Origin of the sequence: Brevundimonas aveniformis DSM 17977 (genome assembly GCF_000428765.1) — a bacterium.
GTDB classification, from domain to species: Bacteria; Pseudomonadota; Alphaproteobacteria; order Caulobacterales; family Caulobacteraceae; genus Brevundimonas; species Brevundimonas aveniformis.
This window is the reverse complement of the sequence record NZ_AUAO01000003.1, coordinates 96029-111166: the sequence shown is the minus strand read 5'-3', so window position 1 is coordinate 111166 and position 15138 is coordinate 96029. Positions and strand designations below refer to the sequence as shown.

Here is a 15138-nt window from a genome sequence, read left to right as displayed (position 1 = left end):
CCTTCAGGTTCGTCATCCTCGCGCTTGTCCCGAGGGCCAGACCATCGGCCGCTCGGTCTTCCCCGAAAGGCCTGTCAGAGCGACGTCTGATCCTCGGATCTTCGCCGCGCTTCGCCCGAGGATGACGAGTCAGGTAAGGGCCGGAATATGACCCTCTCCGGCTGGACCCTCGCCTTCGACCTCGACGGCACCCTCGTGGAAACCGCGCCCGACCTGCTGGGCTCACTCAATGCGGTGCTGGTCGAACAGGGCCTGCCGTCCGTTCCGATGTCATCGGCCCGGCATCTGGTCGGGCGCGGCGTGCGCGTCATGCTGGAACATGGATTCGCCGAAGCCGGGGCGACCTTCGACGCCGTGCGCGATGCCGGCCTGATGGACCGGTTCATCGACATATATCTGGGCCGCATTGCCGACGAGAGCCACATCTACCCAAATGTCATCGAGGTGCTGCAGACCTTCGCGGCGCAAGGGGCCCGCCTTGTCGTCGTCACCAACAAGCGCACCGACCTGTCGCTGGCCCTGCTCAACGCCCTCGACCTGGCCCGGCGTTTCGACGCGGTCGTCGGACCGGACCTCGTCAGCGCCCGCAAGCCGTCCGGTGCCCACTTGAAAGAAGCGGTCGAAAGCGTCGGCGGCGATCCGGCCCGTTGCCTCATGGTCGGCGACAGTGCCCCGGATGTCGCCACCGCCCGCGCCCTCGGCGCGCCGGTGATCGTCACCAGCTATGGCTACACGGATCCGCCCGCCGCTGATCTCGGGGCCGATGCCGTCATTGATGATTTCGACCAGCTGCCCGCGTGGGTGGCCCGGCTGACAGCCTAGCCCTTCATCCGCTCGACGACTTCGACCGACGGATTGGCCCGCAGCGCCGCCGCAATGGTCGTGGCGTGCCGCGCGTCGGTCACCTCGACCTCGAACAACACTTCGAAGAAGTCTTCCTTGCGGTGCGTCATCTTCAAATTCAGGATGTTACCGCCGGCTTCTCCGATAATCGTACAGGCTTGGCCCAGCACGCCCGGCGCATTGCGGATCGAGGCCTTCAGCGTCGCCGATCCCAGGCCCAGGCGCTCGGCCTGGGGCGTCCATTGCAGGTCACGCCACAGGTCGCCCTGGCTCTCGTATTCAACCAGCCGCTCGCAGTCGATCACATGAACCGTCAGGCCCTGGCCCGGCTGGACGATGCCGACGATCCGATCCCCCGGCACCGGGGTACAGCACGGCGCGAAATGGACACTCACGCCCGGCGTCAGTCCCCCGCCGCGCACGAACAAGCGGCCGGCCTTGCCGCCGTCGATCCGTGCCCGCGCCCGCACCGCCGCCCGCTCCTTGGGTCCCAGCGACGGGAACAGCGCATCAATGATGGCCGCGGCGCTGATCTGGCCACGCCCGAGCCGGTCATACAGCTCGTCATCGCTGGGCAGGTTCAGAACCTCCAGGGCCGGCGTCAGACTGACATCCTTGATCTTCTTGCCGACCTTGACGAAAGCCTGCTCCAGCGCCGACCGGCCCAGGCGCTGGAACTCTTCCCGCTCCGAGGCCCGGATATGGCGGCGGATCGCCGAACGGGCGCGACCGGTAATCGTCAGGCTGCGCCAGTCAGGCGGCATCTGCGCCGTCTCATTGCGCACGATCTCCACAACATCGCCGTTCTGGAGCCGGGTTCGCATCGGCTTGTGCTCGCCGTTGATCAGCGCCCCGACCGCCGTGTCGCCCACGTCGGTATGAACCGCATAGGCAAAGTCCAGCGGCATCGCCCCCTGCGGCAGGGTGATCAGCTCGCCCTTGGGGGTAAAGGCAAAGACCTGATCCAGGTACATTTCCAGCTTGGCATGCTCGACCCATTCGTCGTGCTCGCCGCCGTTTTCGACAACCTGAACCAGATGCCTGAGGCTCTGCAGGGGGTCACGCCCGCCGGCCTCGGCCGCCGCATCGGCGTCAAAGCCATAGGCATTGTCCTTGTAGCGCCAGTGGGCGGCCACGCCGTCCTCGGCGATCCGCTCCATTTCTTCGGTGCGGATCTGAAGCTCGATACGGGTCCCGTGCGGGCCGACAACGGTGGTGTGCAGTGAACGATAGTTGTTCGACTTCGGGGTCGAGATGTAGTCCTTGAACCGCCCCTGAGCCATCTTCCAGTGCCGGTGGATCACCCCCAGGGCCCGGTAGCAGTCTGCCTCTGTCTCACAGATGACCCGAAAGCCGTAGATGTCCGACAGGGCCGAAAACCCGACCGACTTGTTCTGAAGTTTGCGCCAGATCGAATAGGGCGTCTTCTCGCGTCCATAGACCCGGGCCACCACCCCTTCGGCCAGCAGCACCCGCTCCAGCTCAGCGGTCACGCGCGCGACGGTCCGCCCCTGCTCCAGCCGCAAGCCGTCCAGACGCCGCACGATAGCTTCGCGAGCCTGGGGTTGAAGGTTTTCGAACGCCAGCTCTTCCAGTTCCGTCGCGATACGATGCATCCCGATGGACCGGGCCAGGGGCGCATAGACCTCCAGCGTCTCGCGAGAAATGCGCTGGCGCTTCTCGGGCTTCACATACTGAAGCGTCCGCATGTTGTGCAGACGGTCGGCCAGCTTGACCATCAGGACGCGCACGTCCTTGGAGATCGCCAGAATGAACTTGCGCAGGTTCTCGGCCTGGCGGCTTTGCTCGGCCTGCATTTCAAGCTGCGACAGCTTGGTCACGCCCTCGACCAGGACCGTGATCTCTTCGCCGAACATGCCCGCAATGTCATCGCGGGTGGCCGAGGTGTCTTCGATCACGTCGTGCAGCAGGGCTGTCACGATCGACGCCGTATCCAGCCGATAGTCGGTCAGGATGCCGGCCACCTGGATCGGGTGGGCATAATAGGGATCGCCCGACGCCCGTTTCTGCGATCCATGCATCTGGGTGGCATAGACATAGGCCTTGTCGATCAGGGCCTCATCGGCCTTTGGATCATAGGCCTTCACCCGCTCGGTCAGTTCGAACTGACGCAGAACCGGCGAGGTCGGTTTTTCGGTAGGTGCGTTTGCGGCCTGAGGCGCCGGCGGCTCAGCCGCCGGTGGGGTCTGACTTTGATCGACCCTTTCGTCCGTCAGTACCGGTCCTCCTGGCCACCGTCGCGGTCGCTTTGCAGCGCGCGCAGCAGGTCGGTTTCGCTCATGTGCATATGCTGGGGCTCAGCCAGCAGGGCGAGGGTTTCGGCTTCTTCCTCGGCCTCGGTGTGCTCGTCCACACGCTGCAGAGTGGTCACCAGGCTGTCTTCCAGCACGTCCGGCTTGACCGCATCCTCGGCCAGCTCACGAAGCGCCACGACCGGGTTCTTGTCGTTGTCGCGATCCAGCATCAGCACCGAGCCGTTCGAGATCGCGCGCGCGCGGTGCGCCGACAGCAGGACCAGGCCGAAACGATTCGGCACTTTTTCAATGCAGTCTTCAACGGTGACGCGGGCCATTCGGACTCTCAGCTTTTCGGAAGTTCGGGGAGTAGCCGTCTAAGATAGCGAGTCCGCTTCGCGGGTGCAATATCAGCCTGGTGAACAGTTGATCGGCTCGCGATACAGGACCGTCGCGGGTTCAAGCTGGCGGGCCTCGGCCAGTTGAATTTCTGCTTCCTGACACTGACCGGTGGCAGCTAATGCGCTCGCGTAGCTGTGTCGAATGGGAGCGACTGTCGGCGCAAGCTCGATCGCGCGTTCACAGTAGGACAGCCCCTCAGCGGCGCGCCCCATAAGGGTCAAAATATAGCACTGGCTGTTCTGGATTGCCGGATGGTGCGGTTGCAACGCCATCGCCCGCTCATTTGTCGCCAGCGCCGCGTCCAACTGGCCCAATTCCATCAGCACGACTGCCCGATTGCCAAGGGTAAAGAAGTCGTCAGCCGGCAAGGCCAAATAAGCCGCCAGCGCGGATTCAAGCGTTGCATCGCCGGCCCGCACGAGCACCGGCAAGAGATGGGCGTATGCCAATTCGGGATCGGGGTTGCGTTGTATTTCGGGGATCTGAGTTGGACCACCGCCCGCTAGAATGCTTGCGGCCAGCTGGGCATCCGCCAAAGCCTCTTCCAGACGCCCGACCCGCTCGAATGCGTGTGCACGCAACGCATGGAAGACGGAATCGCTCTCAATCCTGCGATTGGGGCCAAAATCCACTGAGTCATAAATTTCAACCGCACGCACGAAGTCACCATCAAGGGTGGCTATGCTCGCTAGGTTGATCAGGGCAAGATTGCGGAAGGGCGTGCCGGGCTCCGTCGCATTCGCACAGGCCTGATAGTCCACCAATCCACGCGCATCAGCCTGACATTCGTGCGGTGGCCCATCCTGCGCCGCAACCAAGGCTAGCACAGCAAACAAGGTCGTTAACATTCGCGCATTCTCCTAGGACCGAGCAATCAACCGATACGGGCATCCGACCCAATATCACAACTCAGAAGTAGAGTCTTAGCAGCCTCCCCCGTCCCCGGAAGCCGCCACTCCGGTGCCACCTCCGCCAGAGGCCCCATCACGAACCGCCGCGCCGCCGCCCTGGGATGAGGAAGGACCAATCCATCCTCGTCCATCGCAACCCGCCCATGGGCGATCAGATCCAGGTCGAGCGTCCGCGGCGCGTTCCTCCGCCGCCGGTCCCGCCCGAACGCCCGCTCGATCCGGTGCAACGCCGCCAGCGTCTCGCGCGGCCCCAGCTCCGTCTCCACCAGCACCACTCCGTTTAGGAACGCCGGCTCGTCCGGGTCCGGCCAGGCGGCCGAGCGCCACCACGACGACTGATGGGTGATCTTGAGCCCCTCGTCGGCGAACCGCGCCAGGGCGGCCTCCAATAATTCGCGCGTCGAACCGTAGGGGCCTTTCAAGTTGGACCCCAGGGCGATAACCACGGCCGCATCCCATTCCGACTTTTTCATACCGGAGATATTGCCATGAGCTTCTACCCCAACGAGCGCCTCGCCCTGTTCATCGACGGCGCCAATCTCTATTCCGCCGCCAAGTCCCTCGGTGCCGACATCGACTTCAAGAAGCTGATCGACGAGTTCCGCAAGAAGGGCGTTCTAGTCCGGGCCTACTATTACACCGCCATCGTCGAGGGCGACGACTATTCGCCGATCAAGCCGCTGGTCGACTGGCTCGACTACAACGGCTTCACCATGGTCACCAAGGCGGCCAAACGCTTCACCGACCATGAGGGTCGGACCCGCACCAAGGGCAATATGGATGTCGAGATCGCCGTCGACATGATGGAGTTGGCCGACCGCCTCGACCACGCCGTTCTGTTTTCCGGCGACGGCGACTTCGCCCCCCTGGTCAAGGCGGTTCAAAAGAAGGGCGTGCGCGTTTCCGTGATCTCCACCCTTCGCAGCCAGCCGCCTCAGGCAGCCGACGACCTGCGCCGGGCTGCCGACACCTTCATCGACCTCAACGACCTGCTGCCCGTGTTCGGTCGCGACCGTCCGGCGCGCGACGACGACTAGGCCAGACCCTTCCGGTTTCTGCACGACAACAGTCGCGAAACTGCCTAGCTTGCGTGTCGGAGAACGGAGGCATCCATGTCGAATCCCATCGCCGGCCTAAGTCTGGTCGTTGTCGGCCTTGCCGTCGGGGTGGGCTTCACCTTCCTGTCGCGTAGCCTCAAGGCCAAGGTGGAAGCCGCGCACAGCTGGACAGAGGTGCCCGCCGTCATTCAGTCAGCCAAGCTGCAGAAGGTCGGAAAGACCAGCTCGGCCCCCAGCCTGACCTATACCTACTCGGTCGGCGGAACGACCTATACGGGCAAGCGTCTCCAATTCGGAGGCATCAACATGACCCGCACCGAGGCCGAAGCGGTTCTCGCCGCCTATCCGGTCGGATCGACCACGACCGTCCGTTATGATCCCCACAGGCATGACTTCTCCGTTCTGCGCCTGGAGGCCGACTCGAAAGGCTACTTGATCGCCGGGATCGGCATCGGCCTGGCGTGTGTCCTGACCGGCCTCGTCGTCGCTTTCGCCTCATGAGCGCACCGGCAGATATCATTGCCTTCTGGCGCGAGGCCGGCCCGGAAAAGTGGTTCGCCAAGGACGACGCCTTCGACGCGGCTTTCCGCGACCGGTTTCGGGACGACCACCTCGCCGCCGCGCGGCGCGAGCGTGACGGCTGGGCCGAAACGCCGGACGGTTCGCTCGCCCTGTGTCTGTTGCTCGACCAATGGCCGCGCAATTGTTTCCGCGGAACCGGTCACGCCTTCGCCACCGACCCGCTGGCCCGGCTGTTCGCCCGCCGCGCCGTCGCCGCCGGCCACGATCAGGCCTTTGAAGAAGAGCTGCGCCCCTTCTTCTATCTGCCCTTCCAGCATTCCGAAGACCCGGCGGACCAGGAACAGTCGCTCGCCCTCTTCGCAGCCCTGACGACGCCGGACGCCGACAAATGGGCGCGCCACCACCACGGCGTCATCGTCCGCTTCGGGCGCTTTCCACACCGAAACGCTGCGCTTGGACGCATCACCACGCCGCAAGAAGCCGCCTTCCTGGAGGCCGACGGCTTTCGCGGTTAGCGCGGCAACAACGGCAGCGGGTCAACCGGTCGCGGGCGTGCCGCCGGGGCCGCCGTATAGCGGATCTCGAAATGGACCTGGGGTTGGCTGACACCGCCCGACGCTCCCGCCGTCCCGATCACCTGACCCTGGGTCACGCGCTGCTCCATCCGCACATTGGTAGAACGCAGGTGCGAATAGGCCGTCACCCAGCCGTCGCCATGAACGATCACGACCGTCGTGCCCAGGCCCGGCAAGCTGTCACCAGCATAGGCCACCTGGCCACCGGCTGACGCCAGCACCTCGGTTCCGGCCTGGGCGGCGATATTGATCCCGTCGCTGCGAAGCCCCGATCCCATGATCCCAAATCGTGTCAGGATCTCGCCACGGACCGGCCACCCAAAGCGACCGGCGGCGCGACGTACCAGTTCGGCCGTCGTTGGAAATCCGTCTTCGTCCACGCCCGTCGGCCCGGTCGTCGGGGTCTGCGGCGGAGCTGTGGGCGGGGCCACCGCCGGCGGGGTGACGGGCGGCGGTGGTACGGCTGGCCGTTCCGGTTCTGCCCGGAAAGGCGACGGTCCGGTCGCATACGGGTCAGGTCCGATATCCCGCGCGCCTTCAGGCAGAATCAATCGGTCACCGATGCCGATGGCACCCGTCTCACCGATCCCGTTGAGCATCATCAGGGTGCGAACCGGCGTCCCGAACCGGCGCCCGACGCCCGAAAGCGTGTCGCCCGCCTGAACAATATAGATTTCGCCGGGCTGCACGGAGGTTGCGGTTGTCTGCTGGGCCGGTGGCCGCGCAGCCGGCGGCGGCGGTGGCGGCGCCAGGGGCTCGGCGGCGACCTCGGGCTCCGCGCCTCTTAGTGGCGGCAAGGCCTCGGCCTCCACCTCTGTCGAAGGAGCAGGCGGCAGAACAGCCTCAGTTTCGGGCGCATGGCTGGGCTCAGGCGCAACAGGATATTGCGGCGGCGGCGGGGTCGGCTGTTCCCCGACCCGGACCGGGTAGCGCGGCGTACTGGGCACATAGACGCCGCCACAGGCGCTCAACAAAAGCGCCGCAAGCGCCGGCACCGCCCATTTCAAGGCCTGATTCATTTCGCCTGCTCCTGATCTCACCACGCTTCGCCTGAATTCACGCGCGGAAGTATGGCGGCAAGGTTAATGAAATCCGTGTCGGATTGTCGCTTCCCCCGCTCGGGGTGCTGGTTTACGGCGTTCACACACAGCCGACGCCGGAGCCGAGATGTCCAGATTTCAGGGAACTGACGCCTATATCGCCACAGATGACCTGAGGATCGCCGTCGACGCCGCCGTGGCGCTTGAGCGTCCACTGCTGATCAAGGGCGAGCCCGGTACGGGCAAGACGGTTCTGGCCTATGAGATCGCCCGGGCGTTCGACGCGCCGCTGATCACCTGGCACATCAAGTCCACGACCAAGGCGCATCAGGGCCTCTATGAATACGATGCCGTCACTCGCTTGCGCGACAGTCAGCTGGGCGACCCGCGCGTCGCCGACATCGCCAACTACATCAAGAAGGGCAAACTGTGGGAGGCGTTCGATGCGCCGGTGCGCCCCGTCCTGTTGATCGATGAAATCGACAAGGCCGACATCGAATTCCCCAATGACCTGCTTCAGGAACTCGACCGCATGGAGTTCTACGTCCACGAGACGGATCAGACGATCCGAGCTGCGGTGCGCCCGATCGTGGTCATCACCTCCAACAACGAAAAGGAGCTGCCCGACGCCTTTCTGCGTCGTTGCTTCTTCCACTACATTCGTTTCCCGGACCCCGACACCATGGCCCAGATCGTCGAGGCCCACTATCCCGGCATCCAGAACCGGCTGGTCGCAGAGGCGCTCAAGGTCTTCTACGAGCTGCGCGAGACGCCCGGCCTCAAGAAAAAGCCGTCGACCTCCGAGCTGCTCGACTGGCTGAAATTGCTGCTTGTCGAAGAGATCGATGTCGAGACGCTGCGTGAGCGCAATCCCAACAAGCTGATCCCACCGCTGCATGGGGCGCTGCTCAAGACCGAACAGGATGTTCACCTGTTTGAACGTCTGGCCTTCCTGACGCGCCGCGACGGCAATCGCCCGGGCCAATAGGCCCCTCGTCCGTCTAACAGCGATTTCACTAGGCACCCCGCGGCACGAGGCGCATCGTCCAGCCATGAACCTCCCTCACACCCGACTGATCCTTTGCGTTGGCCTGGCCGTCATCGCCTTGCCCGGATGCGGCGGCGATGGGGTCCGCATCACCCAGCGCGAGCACACGACAGAGGAAGGCTCGCCGCTCAGAGCCATCTCGGCGCTGAACTGCCCGGACCATCACGGCTCCCTGACGCGGGTTGAAACCTCGGCGGATGGCCTGTCCTGCGGCTATTCAGGCCCGCGTGGCGGCCGGGTGACCCTGCAACTTCTCAGCGTGCCTCCGGGGCAATCGCCAGAGGACGTTCTGGCCCCCTTTGAGGCCGAGGCCCAGACGCTGATGCCCGACACCCCGGCTCGGGCGGCGGCAGGCAACGATGGGGCCGCTGTCAGCGTTCAGTCGGACGGCGAGAATGCACGCGTTCGCCTGCCCGGCGTCCGCATCGACCAGGGTGGCGATCGCGCTTCAATTGAGATCGGCGGCATTCGAATTCGCGCGGACGCGCCGTCAGAGCCCACCGACGGCGACGTCGTCTCTGTCAGTGCCAATGAAGGCGCGGCCGAGGTGCGGACCCGCGGACGGGGTGGCGAGGTTCGTGCGACCTATATTCTCACCGACGATGTTGCGTCCGATGAGGGCTGGCGGACGGTCGGCTATGAGGCCCGCGGTCCGGGTGCCGGCCCGATTATCGTGGCCATCTTCCAGTCCAAGGACGGTGATGAAGACACTATCGCCGATGAAGCCCGGGAGCTTGTGACCCTGAATGTGGGCGGCCTGCCCTAAGCCGTCGGCGGAACGGCGGTGCCGCCTGGTAGATGCTGCTTCTGGCGTTCGGCCAGATGATCGATACCTCCGGCATATCTGATCAGGGCCTCAATCCGCTTTTCGATCGGCGGATGGGTGGCAAACAGGCCCAGGAAGCCGGTTTCGTGATGCTCCAGGAACATCCCGGCCACCTCGTCCGGGGCTTGCAGATCGGCCCGTCCTGACACCTTCTGCAGAGCTGAAATCATGGCGTCCGGGTTCTTGGTCAGCTCCACTGAACCGGCATCGGCAATAAACTCCCGGCGCCGCGACAAGGACATGCGGATCACGATCGACAGGATCCAGCCGATCGCCGCAATCCCGAACCCGATCAGGATCACCGCCAGGGCCGCCCCCCCGGAGTTGCCACGCCGATTACCCCCCAAGGTCATAAAACGCATCGAGCGGAACATCATTTCGGCGATCAGGCTGATGATGCCGGCAAAGACCGTAGCAATGATCATCGTGCGCACGTCCTTGTTGATGACGTGCGTAAGCTCATGCGCCAGCACCGCTTCCAGCTCATCCCGGTCCAGAGCCTGAACCAGGCCGCGCGTAACGGTGATGGAATATTGCCCCTCATGCAGACCCGTCGCGAAAGCGTTCAGCTCGGGCCGCTCGATCAGTCTCAGCGTCGGCGTCTTCATCCCGCGCGAGATCGCCAGGTTCTCGAGCAGATTGTAGATCTCGGGGTTCGACTGCCGGTCCACAACGCGCGCGCCGGTCGCCATGTCGATGATGGCCTGGTTCGAAAAATAGGCGATGACGAACCACAGGCCCGCACCGGCGAACGCCAGAGGCATCGACCCGATCAGCATCCGGGCCGAATAGGCCAGATCCCCCTCAAAGCTCTCGGTCGAGGGCAGATAGCCATAGCCCATCATCACCAGCTGGGCGGCGTAGATGATCCCGACCAACAGGACCGGGAACAACGCCATCAGCACGATGGAGCGGGTATTGTTCGCCCAGATATGGGTCTGAAGGCCGACAGCGGCCACGGTCCGGCCCTTAGCTGAAGCTGACCTGCGGCGGGGCCTCGTTCATGGCCGCACGCGCTTCGTCGCCCACATCGAAGAAGGCCTTGTCCGCGCCATAGCCCACCATTCCGGCGAACAGGATGGTCGGAAACTGGCGACGCACCGCGTTGAACTCCTGCACCGCATTGTTGAAGAACCGGCGGGCGGCGGCCAGCTTGTTTTCAATGTCCGACAGCTCGGTCTGCAGTTGCTGGAAGTTGGTGTTGGCCTTCAGGTCAGGATAGGCCTCGGCCAGGGCGAAAAGCCGGCCCAGCGACGCCGACAACACATTCTCGGCCTGCACCTTGTCATTGACGCTGGAGGCCTGGGTCGCGGCGTTGCGGGCCTGGATCACGGCTTCCAGGGTGCCCTTCTCGTGACTGGCATAGCCCTTCACCGTCTCGACCAGATTGGGGATCAGGTCCTGACGTTGTTTCAGCTGCACGTCGATGTCCGCGAACGCCTGGTCGGCGCGCTGGTCCAGACCGACCAGACGGTTGTAGGCCCCGACACCGAAAATCAGCACCAGCGCAACAATGACGACAACAATGATGAGGATCGTGAGCATGCCAGCCTCCCGTCAGCTTTCTTCCACCCTGATAGTAGGGAGCCGAAAGCCCGGCGTCATGCGGAATCGGTCGTTTCCAACCTATCCAATCCTGACGCCGGTCATCGAAATCGACCCACCTTCAATGACGTCATTGAAAAAGGCGGCCGGTTCGCCCGGCCTCTGCTGGGCCGCCACATAGAGCAAGGGCAGATAGTGCTCGTCGGTCGGCACGCTCAGTTGCGCCTCCTCGGCCAGATGCACCCAGTCGATCAGCGCCTCGTGGTCGCCGGCCGCAAACGCCGCCTTGACCGCTTCGTTGAATGCAATGGCCCAAGGATAGGCGTCACCGCCCTGCCGCTTCCAGGCTCTCAGGTTGTGAACCCAGTCGCCCGACGCGGCAATCACGATCCCCTCGTCGCGCAGCGGCGCCAGTTTGCGCCCCAGCTCATAGTGCCCGCGCGCATCCAGCCGCCGATCCAGCGACAGCTGCACCACCGGCACATCGGCGTCGGGCCACACATGGGCCAGCACCGACCAGGTCCCGTGGTCCAGACCCCACTGGTCCGTCACCACCGCGCCGGTCAACTGATTAACCCGCGCCGCCAGCTCCGGCGAACCCGGTGCCGGGTACTGCATATCGAACAGAGCCTGCGGAAAGCCGCCAAAGTCGTGGATCGTCTCCGGCCGCGCCTGTCCGGTCACGCCCAGCCCCTCGGTTTCCCAGTGGGCCGAGACCATGACCATACCTTTCGGCTGACCCAGCCCCTCGCCCACCCTGCGCCAAGTGTCCGCAAACGGCCCGCCCAGCGCATTCATCGGCGAGCCGTGTCCAAAGAAGACCGCGGGTTGGGTCATGCGGTCAGGCCTTCAACTTGTTCGCCGTCTCGGCCACATACCGCCCCTGCCAGCGCGCGCCTTCCAACTCGTTGGCGCTCGGCATCCGCTTGCCGTCCCCACCGGTAATGGTGGTTGCGCCATACGGACTGCCGCCGGTGACCTCGTCGATCCGCATCTGGCCCTGCCACGCATAGGGCAGACCCGCCACCAGCATCCCATGATGCAGCAACGTCTGAATCAAGCCCATCAGGGTGGTTTCCTGACCCCCATGCTGGGTCGCCGTCGAGGTAAAGGCCGCGCCGACCTTGCCCACGAACGCGCCCTTCATCCACAGAGGCCCCGTCTGGTCCAGGAAGTTCCGCATCTGGCTGGCGGCCGTGCCATAGCGCGTGCCCGCCCCGATGATCAGGGCATCATAGCCTTCCAGGTCCGCCACCGTTGCCACGGGTGCCGCCTGATCCAGCTTGTAGCCGCTGGCCTTCGCCACCTCATCCGGCACCAGCTCAGGAACCCGCTTGATGTCGACCTGCACGCCATCCACCGACCGCGCGCCCTCCGCGACGGCTTCAGCCATCGCTTCAATGTGCCCGTAGGTGGAGTGATAGAGAACCAGAACCTTGGTCATACGCCGTCCCTTCGATGATTAGTAACTAATGATGTGCCGGATATGGCGTGCTCTCTTCGCACTTCAAGAGGCCGCCAAACACAATCTCGCGATCAGACCTTCAGGTCCCAGACCTCGGCCTGTTCCCGACGCACCATCTCCTCGGCCACAGCCGGTCGAACCGTGCGATAGGCCGGGTGCTCTGCCTCAATCACCTCAACCATGGTGGCTACCATCTCGACGGGATCATGCTGGCGGTTCAGCTCGCGCACCGGCCAGTGGTCGACGACGCGCTCGCCCTGCGCCCACCACTGATCCATGGCTTCCATGCCGGTGTCATTGAAGCCGGTTCGATAGGCTCCCGGATTGATCGTCACCACCTGGACGCCATACGGAGCCAGTTCCTCGCGCAGGGCCGAACAGATGCCTTCGACCGCGTGTTTGGACGCCGCATAGGCTCCGTCAAACGGCACCTTGACCAGGCCGGCCACCGACGACGTCCAGACGATCCGCCCGGCCCCGCGCTTGACCATCGCCTTCCCGAACCCTTGCGCCAGCTCCAGGGCCGCGAACACATTGGTTTCGAACACGGACCGGAACACCGACATCGGGATCTCGACCATCGGCCCGGATTCCATGATCCCGGCGTTGTTGAATAGGACGTCGATGTCCAACCCGAGCGCCTTGTTCCGGTCGATCTCGTTCAGCACATCCAGCTTGATGACCTCGGCGCTCAAGCCCTCGGCCTTCAACGCCTGCCTCAGCTCCGTCACCTGCGGCCAGATCTGACACCCGGCGATCACCCTGTGCCCCCGCCGCGCCAGTTCGAACGACACGCCGCGCCCAAAGCCGGAGCCGGCTCCCGTGATCAGAATGGTCCTGCTCATCGCACCCTCGCTAACCGATCTCACCAATGCCGACAGCCGCCGACAGGTCAACGTCCCTCGCCAACAGCCCTCTGGACGCAGCGACCAGATCGGTTGAGGCTAAGGCCGACGCCATGGTCGAACGCATCCCTGCCCCGCCCGCGCCGCCGCCACCGCTCAGTCCGGTCGATCAGGATCGCCTGCGTGCGCTCAACCGCACCAAGGCGCTGGCGACCGGGGCTCTGGTCCTGTCGACGGCGACGTTTCTGACGGCGCGGGCGTTCCAGCCGCGCTGGCCGTGGCTGGGCTATGTCGCCGCCACCGCCGAAGCCGCCACCATCGGCGGACTGGCGGACTGGTATGCGGTGGTCGCCCTTTTCAAGCGCCCCCTGGGTCTGCCGATCCCGCACACGGCTATCATCCCGGAAAATCAGGGCCGCATTGCCGAGAATCTTGGGCGGTTCATCGAGCAAAATTTTCTCGATGAGGCGACCGTTCAGGCCAAGCTGGCCGAGATGGATTTCGCCGCCCAGATCGCCGACTGGCTGTCGGAACGTGGCCGCGCCGAGGGACTGGCGCGGTTCGTTTCCCGGCTGACGCCCCAGGCCCTGGACGCCATCGACCGCTCCGGCGTCCGCGATTTCGTCGCCCAACGCATCCTGGCCGAAATCGAGAAGATCCAGGTCGCCCCCCTCGCCGCCGGCCTCCTCACCGCCTTCATGGAGGACGACCGCCATCAGCGCCTGTTCGACGAACTGACCCGCATCGTTGGTCGCTTCCTGGAAGACGAGGCGGCGCTGGCAGCCATGCGCGAACGCATCCGCGCCGAACTGCCCAGCCTGTTCAACCTGTTCAAGGCCGACGCCTATCTGCTCAACAAGATCATCAGGGCCGCCGCCGCCCTGCTGGACGAAGCCCGCGACCAGCCCGATCACCCGATCCGCCAGGAGTTCGACGAGGCCCTGCGCGGCCTTGCCCATCGTCTGCGCTCATCGAAGCTCTACGCCCGCCGGGCCGAGGAGATGAAGCGCGATCTTCTCGCCCGCCCCGAGGTCCGCCAGATGGCCGGCGATATGTGGGACAGCGTGCGCGGGTTCCTTGAAACCGATCTTCAGGCCGACGACTCGCTGATCCGAAAGCACCTGGCCAGTATGTTCATGGAGGTCGGGCGACACCTCGCCGCCGATCCCGGCGTGCGCGCCGACATGAACCAGGGGTTCGTCATCGCCCTATCGGCCTTCATCGAGACTCAGAAGAGCGGCGTGTCCGGCTTCATCGCCGAACAGGTCAATCGCTGGGACCTGCGCCAGCTGGTTCAGATCATCGAGCTCAACGTCGGCCGCGACCTCCAGTTCATCCGCTTCAACGGCATGATCATCGGCGGCCTGGCCGGCCTGACCCTCTACACTCTGCAAAATCTGCTGTTCGGGCACTGAGCGCGCCCAGACCCTATCCGGCAAAACAGATCAGATTGCCGTCGGGATCCCGCACGATAAAGGTCCGCGCGCCCCACGGCTCGGTGTGCAGGCGCCGATGAAACACCGCGCCCGTCGCCGAAAACTCCGCGAACAACGCATCGATCGCATCCGTCGTGATCGTCGCGGACAGCAGATCCGGGTCACCGTCCTTGAGCGCCTCGCTCCACGCCGGCTGGTCCGTCTGCCTCAGGTTCATCCGCGCACCGTCCCGCGCCACCTGAGCGTAGAAGGCCGGCTCGCCGTACTGGAACGCCACCTCGAACCCGAGCGCCTCCTGATAGTGATCCAGCGCCTTTTCCAGGTCCCGAACAAACAGCTGCGGCTCGACGGCGATCAGCATGGCGCA

At 64.6% G+C, this 15138-nt stretch carries 18 protein-coding genes; 7 read left to right on the top strand and 11 right to left on the bottom strand.

The features are described from left to right. Positions 1-147: 147 nt before the first annotated feature. The gene (locus G391_RS0109000) at positions 148-822 is read left to right on the top strand and encodes an HAD-IA family hydrolase (protein WP_029087226.1); all 675 of its coding nucleotides are present in this window, start codon (positions 148-150) and stop codon (positions 820-822) included. On the opposite strand, the gene G391_RS0108995 is transcribed toward G391_RS0109000, so the two are convergent. From G391_RS0108995 to folK, 4 genes are all read right to left on the bottom strand, one after another. Further along, entirely contained in the window at positions 819-2885 is a 2067-nt protein-coding gene (locus G391_RS0108995; RefSeq protein WP_035304336.1) for a RelA/SpoT family protein, read from the bottom strand. The two genes, G391_RS0109000 and G391_RS0108995, sit on opposite strands and share 4 nt — an antisense overlap. A gap of 191 nt (positions 2886-3076) precedes the next feature. After that, entirely contained in the window at positions 3077-3436 is a 360-nt protein-coding gene (rpoZ, locus tag G391_RS0108990; RefSeq protein WP_029087224.1) for a DNA-directed RNA polymerase subunit omega, read from the bottom strand. Positions 3437-3508: 72 nt separating this feature from the next. Beyond that, on the bottom strand, positions 3509-4348 hold the full coding sequence (locus G391_RS0108985; RefSeq protein WP_029087223.1) for a tetratricopeptide repeat protein: 840 nt from the start codon (positions 4346-4348) through the stop codon (positions 3509-3511). A 26-nt stretch (positions 4349-4374) separates the two neighbouring features. Continuing rightward, complete coding sequence (folK, locus tag G391_RS0108980; protein WP_029087222.1) at positions 4375-4884, bottom strand: 2-amino-4-hydroxy-6-hydroxymethyldihydropteridine diphosphokinase; 510 nt, start codon at positions 4882-4884, stop codon at positions 4375-4377. 15 nt (positions 4885-4899) lie between these two features. On the opposite strand from folK, the gene G391_RS0108975 reads away from it, so the two are divergent. The 3 genes from G391_RS0108975 (at position 4900) to G391_RS0108965 (ending at position 6506) form a co-directional block, all read left to right on the top strand. Continuing rightward, positions 4900-5448 (top strand): LabA-like NYN domain-containing protein, encoded by a 549-nt coding sequence (locus G391_RS0108975; protein ID WP_029087221.1) that lies wholly within the window; start codon positions 4900-4902, stop codon positions 5446-5448. 75 nt (positions 5449-5523) lie between these two features. Beyond that, positions 5524-5970 (top strand): DUF3592 domain-containing protein, encoded by a 447-nt coding sequence (locus tag G391_RS0108970; protein ID WP_029087220.1) that lies wholly within the window; start codon positions 5524-5526, stop codon positions 5968-5970. Beyond that, positions 5967-6506 (top strand): DUF924 family protein, encoded by a 540-nt coding sequence (locus tag G391_RS0108965; RefSeq protein WP_029087219.1) that lies wholly within the window; start codon positions 5967-5969, stop codon positions 6504-6506. The genes G391_RS0108970 and G391_RS0108965 overlap by 4 nt, the downstream gene beginning before the upstream one ends. Here G391_RS0108965 and G391_RS0108960 read toward each other — a convergent pair. Further along, complete coding sequence (locus G391_RS0108960; RefSeq protein WP_051257266.1) at positions 6503-7585, bottom strand: M23 family metallopeptidase; 1083 nt, start codon at positions 7583-7585, stop codon at positions 6503-6505. The two genes, G391_RS0108965 and G391_RS0108960, sit on opposite strands and share 4 nt — an antisense overlap. 148 nt (positions 7586-7733) lie before the next feature. Here G391_RS0108960 and G391_RS0108955 point away from each other — a divergent pair, with 148 nt between their 5' ends. Both G391_RS0108955 and G391_RS0108950 read left to right on the top strand, forming a co-directional pair. Next, positions 7734-8594: an AAA family ATPase gene (locus G391_RS0108955; RefSeq protein ID WP_029087217.1), complete on the top strand. Its 861-nt coding sequence runs from the start codon at positions 7734-7736 to the stop codon at positions 8592-8594. A gap of 64 nt (positions 8595-8658) precedes the next feature. After that, positions 8659-9420, top strand: a complete 762-nt coding sequence (locus G391_RS0108950; RefSeq protein WP_029087216.1) for a hypothetical protein — start codon at positions 8659-8661, stop codon at positions 9418-9420. On the opposite strand, the gene G391_RS0108945 is transcribed toward G391_RS0108950, so the two are convergent. The 5 genes from G391_RS0108945 to G391_RS0108925 form a co-directional block, all read right to left on the bottom strand. Further along, entirely contained in the window at positions 9417-10439 is a 1023-nt protein-coding gene (locus tag G391_RS0108945) for a M48 family metallopeptidase (protein WP_029087215.1), read from the bottom strand. The genes G391_RS0108950 and G391_RS0108945 overlap by 4 nt on opposite strands. A gap of 10 nt (positions 10440-10449) precedes the next feature. Next, positions 10450-11025, bottom strand: a complete 576-nt coding sequence (locus G391_RS0108940) for a LemA family protein (RefSeq protein WP_029087214.1) — start codon at positions 11023-11025, stop codon at positions 10450-10452. A gap of 81 nt (positions 11026-11106) precedes the next feature. Then, the gene (gene ygiD, locus G391_RS0108935) at positions 11107-11862 is read right to left on the bottom strand and encodes a 4,5-DOPA-extradiol-dioxygenase (RefSeq protein ID WP_029087213.1); all 756 of its coding nucleotides are present in this window, start codon (positions 11860-11862) and stop codon (positions 11107-11109) included. Between the two features lie 4 nt (positions 11863-11866). Next, positions 11867-12469, bottom strand: a complete 603-nt coding sequence (wrbA, locus tag G391_RS0108930) for an NAD(P)H:quinone oxidoreductase (RefSeq protein ID WP_029087212.1) — start codon at positions 12467-12469, stop codon at positions 11867-11869. Between the two features lie 92 nt (positions 12470-12561). After that, positions 12562-13335 carry an SDR family oxidoreductase gene (locus G391_RS0108925; RefSeq protein WP_029087211.1) on the bottom strand — a complete coding sequence of 258 codons (774 nt, stop codon included), beginning with the start codon at positions 13333-13335 and terminating at the stop codon, positions 12562-12564. 113 nt (positions 13336-13448) lie between these two features. Here G391_RS0108925 and G391_RS0108915 point away from each other — a divergent pair, with 113 nt between their 5' ends. Beyond that, positions 13449-14750, top strand: coding sequence for a DUF445 domain-containing protein (locus G391_RS0108915; protein ID WP_051257322.1), 1302 nt, complete (start codon positions 13449-13451; stop codon positions 14748-14750). A 13-nt stretch (positions 14751-14763) separates the two neighbouring features. Here the strand turns inward: G391_RS0108915 and G391_RS0108910 are convergent, their stop codons facing one another. Beyond that, on the bottom strand, positions 14764-15132 hold the full coding sequence (locus G391_RS0108910) for a bleomycin resistance protein (RefSeq protein WP_029087209.1): 369 nt from the start codon (positions 15130-15132) through the stop codon (positions 14764-14766). Between the last annotated feature and the right edge of the window lie 6 nt (positions 15133-15138).

What these genes read in the sequence shown, in the direction of transcription:
- G391_RS0109000 (WP_029087226.1), top strand. Translation starts at nt 148, where the DNA reads ATGACCCTCTCCGGCTGGACCCTCGCCTTCGACCTCGACGGCACCCTC.
- G391_RS0108995 (WP_035304336.1), bottom strand. Translation starts at nt 2,885, where the DNA reads ATGCATGGATCGCAGAAACGGGCGTCGGGCGATCCCTATTATGCCCAC.
- rpoZ (WP_029087224.1), bottom strand. Translation starts at nt 3,436, where the DNA reads ATGGCCCGCGTCACCGTTGAAGACTGCATTGAAAAAGTGCCGAATCGT.
- G391_RS0108985 (WP_029087223.1), bottom strand. Translation starts at nt 4,348, where the DNA reads ATGTTAACGACCTTGTTTGCTGTGCTAGCCTTGGTTGCGGCGCAGGAT.
- folK (WP_029087222.1), bottom strand. Translation starts at nt 4,884, where the DNA reads ATGAAAAAGTCGGAATGGGATGCGGCCGTGGTTATCGCCCTGGGGTCC.
- G391_RS0108975 (WP_029087221.1), top strand. Translation starts at nt 4,900, where the DNA reads ATGAGCTTCTACCCCAACGAGCGCCTCGCCCTGTTCATCGACGGCGCC.
- G391_RS0108970 (WP_029087220.1), top strand. Translation starts at nt 5,524, where the DNA reads ATGTCGAATCCCATCGCCGGCCTAAGTCTGGTCGTTGTCGGCCTTGCC.
- G391_RS0108965 (WP_029087219.1), top strand. Translation starts at nt 5,967, where the DNA reads ATGAGCGCACCGGCAGATATCATTGCCTTCTGGCGCGAGGCCGGCCCG.
- G391_RS0108960 (WP_051257266.1), bottom strand. Translation starts at nt 7,585, where the DNA reads ATGAATCAGGCCTTGAAATGGGCGGTGCCGGCGCTTGCGGCGCTTTTG.
- G391_RS0108955 (WP_029087217.1), top strand. Translation starts at nt 7,734, where the DNA reads ATGTCCAGATTTCAGGGAACTGACGCCTATATCGCCACAGATGACCTG.
- G391_RS0108950 (WP_029087216.1), top strand. Translation starts at nt 8,659, where the DNA reads ATGAACCTCCCTCACACCCGACTGATCCTTTGCGTTGGCCTGGCCGTC.
- G391_RS0108940 (WP_029087214.1), bottom strand. Translation starts at nt 11,025, where the DNA reads ATGCTCACGATCCTCATCATTGTTGTCGTCATTGTTGCGCTGGTGCTG.
- ygiD (WP_029087213.1), bottom strand. Translation starts at nt 11,862, where the DNA reads ATGACCCAACCCGCGGTCTTCTTTGGACACGGCTCGCCGATGAATGCG.
- wrbA (WP_029087212.1), bottom strand. Translation starts at nt 12,469, where the DNA reads ATGACCAAGGTTCTGGTTCTCTATCACTCCACCTACGGGCACATTGAA.
- G391_RS0108925 (WP_029087211.1), bottom strand. Translation starts at nt 13,335, where the DNA reads ATGAGCAGGACCATTCTGATCACGGGAGCCGGCTCCGGCTTTGGGCGC.
- G391_RS0108915 (WP_051257322.1), top strand. Translation starts at nt 13,449, where the DNA reads ATGGTCGAACGCATCCCTGCCCCGCCCGCGCCGCCGCCACCGCTCAGT.
- G391_RS0108910 (WP_029087209.1), bottom strand. Translation starts at nt 15,132, where the DNA reads ATGCTGATCGCCGTCGAGCCGCAGCTGTTTGTTCGGGACCTGGAAAAG.